This is a genomic window from Microcoleus sp. LEGE 07076 (genome assembly GCF_015207455.1).
In the GTDB taxonomy this organism is placed as follows: domain Bacteria; phylum Cyanobacteriota; class Cyanobacteriia; order Cyanobacteriales; family Microcoleaceae; genus Microcoleus.
In genome coordinates this window covers 1-9729 of the sequence record NZ_JADEWV010000212.1, presented here as the reverse complement: position 1 = coordinate 9729, position 9729 = coordinate 1, and the positions used below count along the sequence as shown (strand labels likewise).

8 protein-coding genes and 1 tRNA gene are annotated in these 9729 nt (G+C 46.0%); 2 read left to right on the top strand and 7 right to left on the bottom strand.

All coding sequences use genetic code 11. From position 1 onward, the window contains the following. Positions 1 to 198: 198 nt before the first annotated feature. On the bottom strand, positions 199 to 861 hold the full coding sequence (locus IQ270_RS24745; RefSeq protein ID WP_193975831.1) for a hypothetical protein: 663 nt from the start codon (positions 859 to 861) through the stop codon (positions 199 to 201). A 96-nt stretch (positions 862 to 957) separates the two neighbouring features. Between IQ270_RS24745 and IQ270_RS24740 the strand changes: the two genes are divergently transcribed. Continuing rightward, the gene (locus IQ270_RS24740; RefSeq protein WP_193975830.1) at positions 958 to 2127 is read left to right on the top strand and encodes an IscS subfamily cysteine desulfurase; all 1170 of its coding nucleotides are present in this window, start codon (positions 958 to 960) and stop codon (positions 2125 to 2127) included. Between the two features lie 314 nt (positions 2128 to 2441). On the opposite strand, the gene IQ270_RS24735 is transcribed toward IQ270_RS24740, so the two are convergent. Both IQ270_RS24735 and IQ270_RS24730 read right to left on the bottom strand, forming a co-directional pair. Next, positions 2442 to 3446, bottom strand: coding sequence for a glycosyltransferase family 2 protein (locus tag IQ270_RS24735; protein WP_193975829.1), 1005 nt, complete (start codon positions 3444 to 3446; stop codon positions 2442 to 2444). Positions 3447 to 3643: 197 nt separating this feature from the next. After that, positions 3644 to 4504, bottom strand: coding sequence for a C40 family peptidase (locus IQ270_RS24730; RefSeq protein ID WP_193975828.1), 861 nt, complete (start codon positions 4502 to 4504; stop codon positions 3644 to 3646). 95 nt (positions 4505 to 4599) lie between these two features. Between IQ270_RS24730 and IQ270_RS24725 the strand changes: the two genes are divergently transcribed. Beyond that, a complete protein-coding gene (locus IQ270_RS24725) occupies positions 4600 to 5538 on the top strand; it encodes a serine hydrolase (protein WP_193975832.1) in 939 nt (312 codons plus the stop codon). A gap of 111 nt (positions 5539 to 5649) precedes the next feature. Here the strand turns inward: IQ270_RS24725 and IQ270_RS24720 are convergent. From IQ270_RS24720 to alr, 4 genes are all read right to left on the bottom strand, one after another. Next, a tRNA-Ser gene (locus IQ270_RS24720) sits at positions 5650 to 5738 on the bottom strand. A 141-nt stretch (positions 5739 to 5879) separates the two neighbouring features. Beyond that, positions 5880 to 7007 (bottom strand): patatin-like phospholipase family protein, encoded by a 1128-nt coding sequence (locus tag IQ270_RS24715; RefSeq protein WP_193975827.1) that lies wholly within the window; start codon positions 7005 to 7007, stop codon positions 5880 to 5882. A gap of 175 nt (positions 7008 to 7182) precedes the next feature. Next, entirely contained in the window at positions 7183 to 8028 is an 846-nt protein-coding gene (locus IQ270_RS24710) for a mechanosensitive ion channel family protein (protein WP_193975826.1), read from the bottom strand. A gap of 236 nt (positions 8029 to 8264) precedes the next feature. Then, the gene (alr, locus tag IQ270_RS24705) at positions 8265 to 9467 is read right to left on the bottom strand and encodes an alanine racemase (RefSeq protein ID WP_193975825.1); all 1203 of its coding nucleotides are present in this window, start codon (positions 9465 to 9467) and stop codon (positions 8265 to 8267) included. Positions 9468 to 9729 lie beyond the last annotated feature (262 nt).

Sequence of the window (9729 nt, the reverse complement as noted above, 5' to 3'; positions counted from 1 at the left end):
CGGTCGCTGGTACCGCTCTTATGGTTGAGTCTCATAGCTTTTCGCCAGCGACCGTTGCCGTTGGAGTATGGACGTTTGCCGATATGAGGGCTATCGCACTTTTTGACCTGCTTAGTCTAAACTCCAATTAGTTTGAGCCGTTCGGTAAAGTGCGCGTTGCTACTGGGTAAAACGCACGCTATCCGTGCTTTTTACTAATTATTTTCCATTTTTTAAAATAGCAGCGTTTCGGTCTTGCAACTTTTTTATTTCTGATTGAACTTCTACAGCTAGTTGCAAAGCTTCCTTGAGCAATCGCCCCGGCTGGCTCGAGCGATCGCTAATTTGGAGGGCATTCAAGCTTCTCAAATTATTGGTAAACAATTCGGAATTAGTATCGACAAATTTTTTGTTTTCCCTGAGAATCCTCTCGGTTTTCAAAGCTCGAACTAAATCGTCTCTGATTAGCTGCAACGCTTGAATGACTTTCGACCGATCGCCTATTTTGACTTCCGCATTGCCGGCATCTTCTATCCTGTCGTTAATTTCAATTACTTTGATTATACCGTTATAGCGGTCAACATCATCAAACAAATGAATTAAATCTTTTTTTTGACTCCACCAAATTTTCCACGCATCCTCAAAAATTAAACCGCATATTGCAGCGATGTGGAGGGCGAACCAAAACAAATAAGCTCTAGGAAATATCGCCACCAGCAACCAACAACTGATTAGAACCAAAACAATTAAACCGACTGTTTTCAAAGCTTCCCGAGCAAACTTAGTCGCACTCGGCGGCCGGTACAGGCGATCGGGACCCGCGCCGCACAGGTGCTTGATCTCACCGACCGTAATTTCTAATCCTTGAATGTCAGCTCGCATAAATCTTCACAAATATTTGTTAAATATAAAGTTTTGTGGTAGAACAAAAGGCTCGTCTACAATAAATCTAACACTTTTTTCAACCAAAACTGCACTATGTCCGCACGTCCTATCTACCTAGACAACCACGCCACAACACCTGTAGACAAACGGGTACTTGATGCGATGCTGCCGTATTTTACCGAACAATTCGGCAACGCAGCCAGCATCAACCACGTCTACGGCTGGGAAGCAGAAGCAGCGGTCAAAAAATCGCGGCAAATCATAGCAGAAGCAATCAATGCTTCTCCAGAAGAAATTGTTTTTACTAGCGGTGCAACAGAAGCAAATAATTTAGCGATTAAAGGCGTCGCTGAAGCTTATTTCAGCAAAGGAAAGCACATTATCACAGTAAAAACCGAACACAATGCAATTCTTGACCCCTGTACGTATTTAGAAAAATTGGGGTTTGACATTACTGTTTTACCGGTGAAAAGTGACGGATTGATTGATATAGGCGATTTAATAAAAGCGATTAGGGCGGAGACAATTTTAGTTTCGGTGATGACGGCTAATAACGAAATTGGGGTGATTCAACCGATCGCCGAAATTGCTGCAATTTGCCGCGGAAATGACATTCTGTTTCACACAGATGCGGCACAGGCGATCGGCAAAATTCCCCTCGACGTACAGGAGATGAACATCGATTTAATGTCCTTGACAGCCCACAAAATCTACGGGCCAAAAGGCATCGGTGCGCTGTACGTCCGCCGCAACAAACCGAGAGTGCAGCTAGCGCCGCAAATGCACGGAGGAGGCCACGAACGGGGAATGCGATCGGGTACTCTCTACCCACCGCAAATAGTTGGATTCGCCAAATCGGTAGAATTAGCAGTTGCGGAAATGGAGTCGGAAACAGAACGAGTGATTAATTTGCGCCAGCGTTTGTGGGAAAATTTGAGTGAATTGGACGATGTTTTTCTCAACGGTCACGCTACTAAGAGATTGCCCGGTAATCTTAATATTAGTGTAGGCGGAGTTGACGGTCAAGCGTTGATATTGGGTTTGCAACCGGCGGCGGCTGTTTCTTCGGGTTCTGCTTGTACTTCGGCAAAAATATCTCCATCTCATGTTTTAGCAGCGATCGGGCGATCGGACAAATTAGCTTACGCTTCAATTCGGTTTGGGATTGGGAGGTTCAATACCGCAGCAGAAATAGATGCAGTCTCCCAACACGCGATCGCCACTATTACATCTCTGCGCCAAGCTCAAAAAGTGATGAGTTAGACAGTTAACCGTTAACAGTTAACAGCGAAAATCCGTTCTGGGTTTTTGCTGTCCACTGACAGTTAACTGTCAACAGCCAACAATCACCTGACGGTGCAACCGGAATTGATATAATCTGTAGGGTGCGTCGCTGTGAGATACTCAATGGAACTTGCAGATTTTTTCCGGCGACGCACCTTACCATTTAGGATTTGACGGTTCAATATCGTAGATCAGTTAAAGCATATACGACCAGAACCCCTACTTCTGTAGCCGCTTCCCAGACTCAACATCAAAGCTAATGCTAAAAGTCGAGGATCTACTAACAGCATCGTTCACTTAGAACCAAGAACCTCGCGCACTCGATAAATCGGTTTTCCCTGAGACTCGTGATAAGTCCGCATCATCACTTCCGCCAGCAAACCAAAACAAAATAACTGCACGCCAGTTAACAACAAAACTACAGCCAAAATCAGCAAAGGACGGTTCCCAATACTTTGACCGAGACCCAACTTCACGAAAGTCAAATAAATCCCTAAAACCGTTCCCAACGCCATAGAACTAAGTCCCAAAAGTCCAAAGACGTGCATCGGTCGAGTCAGGAACTTTTTCATAAAAGAAATAGTTAACAAATCCATCAACACCCTAAAAGTCCGCCAAATTCCGTACTTGCTTTGACCAAAACGGCGGGCGTGATGGCGCACCGGCAGTTCGGCAATTCTCGCCCCTTCAATAAACGCCAAAGCCGGCAAAAATCGGTGCAATTCTCCGTAAAGATTCAAGTCGGCAACTAACTCAGATTTGTAAGCTTTCAAAGAACAGCCGTAGTCGTGCAAAGTTACGCCTGTAACGCGACCAATTAACCAATTGGCAATTTTAGAAGGAATCAGGCGGCTGATAGTATTGTCCTGCCTATTTTTGCGCCAGCCGCTAACTAAATCGTAGCCTTCATTTAACTTTGCCAACAATAGCGGAATATCAGCAGGGTCATTTTGCAAATCGCCGTCTAGGGTCACAATAGCACGGCCGCGAGCGCGATCGAAACCTGCCGACATCGCAGCAGTTTGCCCGTAATTGCGGCGCAAAAGTACAGCACAAAGGTCATCGCGACTGCCGGCCAATTGTTTGAGAAGTTCAGCAGAACCGTCCTTAGAACCGTCATCTACACAAATAATTTGATAGCTGAGTCCTGATGGTTGAATTGCAGATGCGATCGCCTCGATCAGATGAGGCAAACTTTCCACCTCATTATACACCGGCACCACCACCGAAACGTCGAGAACAACCTCAGCGCCAGCCTGTTGTGCAGCCAATTTTTCCAAAAATAATGCAGCGTCCATTTTTTTTATTCGATAACATCAACAATCATTGGTCATTGGTCATTGGTCATTAGTCATTAGTCATTGCGAATCGGGCACTTGTACGATCGCGTAGCCGAAGTATCGCGCATTAGTTAGCTGTTGGTTATCCTATATTATTTGTCGTATGTTTGTTGTTAGTTTTTGGTTCTAATGCCCTAGGCCCTATGCCCTATTCCCTATTCCCTATTCCCAGGCTGATAACTGGCGACCACTTTACCATATCCCCGCAACTGATGGTAATAAACTTGACTGACTCGATCGCCATCCTCCGACAAAACATCAATACCGATACCGTTGCGACCTTGTGCTTGTCCCGAACTGTGAATGTAGCGATCATCGCCCAGATACAATCCTACATGAGTAGCCTTTTGCGGAGTTCCAAAAAAAACTAAATCTCCCGGTTCTAACTGACATCTTGCACCCTTGTCAATTGGCTTTTCATGAGCGGGGTCAATTGGCTTGTCATGGGCGGGCAAGATGCCCACCCCACCAGAAACTTGATGTGTTGTGGAACGGGCATCTTGCCCGTTGCTAAGAATGGTGCAAGATGTATCTACAGCACTGATACTAATAGGTTTAGTAAAAGCTTCCTGTTGATAAGCATCCCTCGGCAACCAGATGCCCGCAGCGACAAAAGCAGCTTGGATCAATCCAGAACAATCATAATTTGGCCCGACTGTACCGCCCCAAAGATAATAATTAGATTGGTTCATGGCTTCGCGAGCAAAAGTAATTGCGATCGGCAATTTTTCCCTGATTTGAAACTCAGAAAGCACCAAGGGATGATACACTGTTTCTGTGACTTCGAGCAAGTCAACATCTCGAAAATCCAACCATCCCGGATAATCGTCTTCGCACAGGCGCACCATCAAGGCGTTTGTATCCAAGTTTACCTCGCTCGAACTCTGGTTGAGGACGCGCAAATGCCGCCCCTGCGATGCTTGAGTTGCCAAACGATCGCACTTTGGGGAATCGTAAATATTTATGTGCGATCGCACCCGGTACTCCACAACATCAGATAATTGATAATTGAGCATTGCTAATTGCTAATTGTTTGCTGTTAATTGTTCGCATTCAACGATTTATTGCCATTAGCCAACCGCCGTCAACCGTTAACCGTCAGCCATCAACCATGACATTTTTCCACAAAGACGAACAATTAGAAACCCTCGGCAGTAGCATTATAGACTCCGCACAGTCAGAATTTACAGGATTGACGGGCGATCGCACAGCCATTACCTGGATAGTCTACGATCCGCCGGTACGAGTCAACACAGGCGGCGCCCTCAGCGCACAAGAATTTTGGAAATATCAACCGCGAGGTTTTAGCAACCGAGCATCCGAACGAATTTATCCCGCCAGCATCGTCAAATTATTCTACCTCGTTGCCATCTGGGAATGGGCGCAAAAAGGCATGATTCAAACATCCCCAGAATTAGAACGCGCCGTCCGAGATATGATAGTTGATTCCAGCAACGACGCCACCAGTTTAGTAGTAGACGCGCTCACCGGCACCACCAGCGGCCCAGAATTATCACCAGGCCCCTTTGAAACTTGGAAACAGCAGCGAAACATCATCAACCGTTACTTTCAATCATTAGATTGGCCGGAATTACAAAATATTAACGCCAATCAAAAAACCTGGTGCGATGGCCCCTACGGTCGAGAGCGAGCATTTCTGGGAGAATTAATGGAAAATAGAAATATGCTGACCACCAATGCAGCGGCGCGTTTGCTGCACAGTATAATCGGGGGCGTAGCTGTTTCTGCCAAAGCATCGCAAGAAATGATGGGCTTAATGAAACGCAGTTTAGCACCAGCAGAATTAGAGGCCGATCCCGAAAATCAAGTTACAGGTTTTTTAGGTGGCGGATTGCCAGAAGATACAAAATTGTGGTCAAAAGCCGGACTGACAAGTCAAGTTCGTCACGATGCTGCTTATATTGAAATACCGAATTTGCGGCCGTATTTGTTAGTTGTATTTACCGAGGGGAAAGAGAATAGCAAAAATGAAGAAATTTTACCTTTTATCTCGCGGCAAGTTGTCGAAGCAATGAAGGCACTTAATTAGATTTCGTAGTTGATGATTGCTGCTAGACTAGACTTGAATTGCCAAAATAATTTGGACGGGGTTGGCAAAAATAATTTGATTAACAATAACTTTTTCCGAGAAGCTCTAGAACGGAGAGGGGGGGATTCGAACCCCCGAAGGGTGATAACACCCTTAACAGATTAGCAATCTGCCGCTTTCGACCACTCAGCCACCTCTCCCGATGACAGCAACTCACTATAGCACACACATCCTCTTGTTGCCAACCCCTAATTTTAATATTCCTCAATCCCTTACTCTGCATACCTTTTACCGAAGGCCCAAGGCAGATTACCCCCGCTTTCCCAACTCAAAACTCGAAACTACTCGCCAAACCCCCTAGCCTTCAAGTGCTTTTCCCAACTAAAATTGGAACTCAAAAAGAACCTCTTAGTATACAAATAGCCCAATCGGTAAAGGTTAGCTTTGCTCGCGGCATCAAGGTGAAAATCCGTCGTAGTCACCGCAGCTTCAGTCACATCAATATTAATCACCCTGCCTTTATCCATCTCCCGCTGGTGATAGCGGTCTCTTGCTTTCATCATCGTTCTGAACATCGCCGCCAGCATCGACAGCGGAGTATCAATCTTAACTTTACTCTCAATTCCAGTATCGACCAATCGAAACCCAAAAGTAAACCAGCGGGGCATAGCGGGAGTCGAACCGACGGATTGTTTGTCATAAATCCACAGCGGGAAATTGCTCAAAATTCCCCCATCGACAATTAAGTCGTTCCCGAGTTTTCCCGGTTCAAAAAATAGGGGAATGCTCATCGACAGCCGCACCGCTTCAGCGACGCTAAAATCTTCAGCGCTTTTGAGCTGCAACTCCTCGTACAAAGCATCGGAATCTGCCGATTCGCGTCGGTGCAAGTCATCGGGGATTACTAGCATTTCACCGCGACTGAGGTTGGATATTACTACTTTTAATTCCCGGTCTTTTAGCAGTTGTTTGACATCGGCAAAAGTGTGCAAGTTACCTCGACCGAGCGTTGCTTCCAGCCACTGGCGGAAAGGCTGCGAAGAATATTCGCCCATTTGGCGGCTAATTGTTAGGAAAAGTAGCGTCCAAGCTGGAGATTGCAAGTCGTCAGCGGGGTCGCCGTTTAATATTAGAGGACTGTTTTTTTGAGTTAAAAATATGCTGTAATCGAGCTGTCCCAACAGTTCTTCTAAGTCATCTATTGACAAATCTGTTGCCAATACTGCCGCAGTAATTGCACCGGCAGAAGTGCCTGCCAATTTTCGCCAGCGGATCCCCAAATCGTTGCAGCATCTGAGTGCTCCTAAAAACGCCACTCCGCGCACGCCGCCGCCTTCAAAAATGGCGTCGGCATAGATTTGATTGTTTTCGTCTGGAGGCGGAAATTTGGTGAGAATTGTTTGTCTTTCGGTGGCGGTGATTCTGACACCTGGTTCTTTCAAAATTTGCTGCGGATACCAGTTGCTCATTTGAGATTTGGGATGTTAGATTTGGGATTTGACATTGACTGTAACAAAAGTTATGAAAAAACTGGTTTGGTGGAATTTATAGGGGTAAGGCGCGCTACAAGCACCCTGCAAAGTTAGGTTTTGCACGGCAGGAGGTACAAAAAATTTGGGTTTTGGGAGCGGTTTTTATTGAGATTTATTGTGCTTGATTTTTGTGGGCATTCATTGCTTCTTTGATGTGTTCTTGAACTTGCGATCGCACTTGTTCGTAGGCCAGCGACGCGCACCAAGGCCGGAGAGATAAAATAGTTGTATCTGGAGTAATCTCAGCTACCAAACAAGTCGGGGGCGGATTTTCCAACACCAGCGGGTGAGAGTGGGCAATTTCTAATAACTCAGCCATCGTTGGACGGATCGGGCGATCGCCAATATCAATCTTCAAGTCCACCCGCCTCGTTCCCATTGCCGTGGTATTTTTCAGTGTACCGTTAAATAGCTGATTGTTCGGGACAATAATTTTTATGCGATCGTCCGTCACCACAGTAGTTGAAAAAATCCCGATGCTATCGACAACTCCCTTCACATCAGTAGCTTCTATTGCATCTCCCACCTCAAAAGGCCGCAAACTAATCAACATTACCCCAGCAGCGAAGTGCGACAAAGTATTTTGCCACGCCAAGCCAATCGCCAAACCCGCCGCACCCACCACCGCAACCACGCTAGTAGTTTGAATTCCCAACTGACTCAAAGCCGCGACTACTCCGACAACCAAAATCGTAATTTCTGCAGCTTGAACCAAGAATTTCCGCAGTGTGGGTTCGGTGCGACTCAGAGTTCGGCGAGTCACGCGCCCCGCAACGTCGATCGCAAATCGCGTAATTAACAAAATGCCGATCGCCCACAGCAGTTGAGGTACAATTTTAAACCCCAATTCTACCAATCTTTTCGAGAATTCTTGGGCTACTTCCAAGGCTTGTATTCTTTCTGCATCTAGCTGAGAATACAAGGTTTGGGCTAGTGGTATAAATGTGCTGGATGTCATGGCAATTGCTAATTGGTAATTGGTAATTGGTAATTGGTAATATCAAATTTGGTTACATCGAAATTATACTATATAAAGCCTGCGGTTGAAACCGCGCCTATACAAACACTCACCCGCCTCCGCGGGTTGAAGAATAGGCGGTGAAAATTAAGTTTTACATGATTTTATTCAGTCCGCGCAGGCGGACATCGTTTGTTTGTGTAGACGCGGTTGCAACCGCCGTCTAATCGTCCTAGTTAACAGTTTACTGCAACGCGGGGCAATCGGTGTTTAAAACCGCAGAGAATTTCCCAGGAAATAGTTCCTAAAATTTCTGCCCAACCGTCAGCAGTAATTTCATTTTCCCCATCTTTTCCCAACAGCGTCACCACTTCGCCGACTTCTAAATCGGGAATATCCGTGACATCCAGCATTAATTGATCCATCGTCACTGCTCCGATTTGCGGCACAAATTTACCTTTGAATAAAACCTGCATTTTATTAGAAAGATTGCGCGGAATTCCATCTGCATAGCCGATGCCAACTACCGCAATTTTTGTTTGTCTTTGAGCGATAAATTGATACCCGTAACTCACGCCTGTTCCTGCTTCAATGGTTTTCACCTGCGTCACCTTAGCTTTTACCAGCATTGCAGGCTTTAAATCCACAACATTTTGCAAGTGAGGAGCTGGATAAAGACCGTAGGTAGCCAAACCGACTCGCACTAAATCGTAATGTAAATCTGGGTCGGAAAGGGTGGCAGCAGAGTTTGCCAAGTGGAGGCGAGGGGGGTTAATTCCTGCTGTTTTAATTTGCTCGATCGCCCGTTTGAACCGATCGTGCTGAACATTCATAACAGCCGGATCTGGACTGTCGGCTGTCGCCAAGTGAGAGTAAATGCTAGCTAATTTTAAATTGGGCAACCGCTTGACTAATTGCACAAATTCTGTTGCTTCCGACGCGGGCGTACCCAAGCGAGACATTCCCGTATCTAACTTAGCGTGAACCGGCAAAGATCGATCGAGAGTAGCGAGAACTTCCGAAAAAATTATGGCTTGTTTTGCAGTACAAATAGTCGGCTGCAAGTGCCATTGGGCGATCGCCCTTACCTGCGCCGCTGTATGAGTTGCCCCCAACAGCAAAATCGGCGCTTCTATCCCAGCTTCTCGCAACTCTATGCCTTCGGGAATCGTCGCCACACCCAGCCAACTAGCACCAGCTTGCAATACTGTTTGACTGACTGCAACAGCACCGTGCCCGTAAGCATCCGCCTTCACAACTGCCATCAATTCTGTGCGGGGAGATAACAGATTTTTAAGCTGTTTTACATTGTGAGTTAAAGCTGCTAAATCAATTTCTACCCAAGCCCGCTGGCAAAGCCCGCCATCACCTTTCCACAGCCCCGTCTGGCGGGAATTTTGGGTTGTCGATCCTGCGGTTGTTTGTTCCTCGCTCAACATTGTCGATCGCTCCTACTTGCTTGCACAATTAAACACTGCTCGGAGATTTTATCCTAGGTTTAATTATCAGGAATTACGCATTAATACCACAGAAACCGGGTTTTTATCGAAATTAAAGGTCTAGATGCAGGATTTTTGTAAAAAACCCGGTTTCTCACCACTCATGCGTCCAGGACTAATTTATACCAATTTAATAAATACTTGCTATATATGAAGTTCTAGCCCCCCCCTTAACAAGGGGGGGTTGGGGGGGGTTCTATGT

Coding starts and splice junctions, on each gene's coding strand:
- IQ270_RS24745 (WP_193975831.1), bottom strand. CDS start 861: ATGCGAGCTGACATTCAAGGATTAGAAATTACGGTCGGTGAGATCAAG.
- IQ270_RS24740 (WP_193975830.1), top strand. CDS start 958: ATGTCCGCACGTCCTATCTACCTAGACAACCACGCCACAACACCTGTA.
- IQ270_RS24735 (WP_193975829.1), bottom strand. CDS start 3,446: ATGGACGCTGCATTATTTTTGGAAAAATTGGCTGCACAACAGGCTGGC.
- IQ270_RS24730 (WP_193975828.1), bottom strand. CDS start 4,504: ATGCTCAATTATCAATTATCTGATGTTGTGGAGTACCGGGTGCGATCG.
- IQ270_RS24725 (WP_193975832.1), top strand. CDS start 4,600: ATGACATTTTTCCACAAAGACGAACAATTAGAAACCCTCGGCAGTAGC.
- IQ270_RS24715 (WP_193975827.1), bottom strand. CDS start 7,007: ATGAGCAACTGGTATCCGCAGCAAATTTTGAAAGAACCAGGTGTCAGA.
- IQ270_RS24710 (WP_193975826.1), bottom strand. CDS start 8,028: ATGACATCCAGCACATTTATACCACTAGCCCAAACCTTGTATTCTCAG.
- alr (WP_193975825.1), bottom strand. CDS start 9,467: ATGTTGAGCGAGGAACAAACAACCGCAGGATCGACAACCCAAAATTCC.